1 pseudogene is annotated in these 248 nt (G+C 46.0%); it reads right to left on the reverse strand.

Annotation, left to right across the window (positions count from 1 at the left end):
- Positions 1-29 precede the first annotated feature (29 nt).
- Positions 30-248, reverse strand: a pseudogene (locus AC6UC9_RS07035) (SDR family NAD(P)-dependent oxidoreductase); the annotation flags it as partial.

The following is a 248-nucleotide window of genomic DNA, read 5'->3' on the forward strand; positions in this document are numbered from 1 at the left end:
TGTTAAGTCTGTTGATTAAAATCATCTGCTCACGACAGCGGTTTAGGTAGAAATTCTGCCCGATAATCATGAACATATTGCTCGAAGCTGATTGCTGGGCGCCCGAGAACATTTGGCAATGTTGTCGTAACCGTTTTGGCGTTACCTAACTGGGTGATCAAGTAAAGCATCACCATGACATTAACATAGTTCTTCGGTAGCCCGCGTTGCAGCATGACCTTGCGAAAACGCCACAAACTCGGCTTGCT

The organism is Fructilactobacillus sp. X7R4C1 (genome assembly GCF_059901115.1).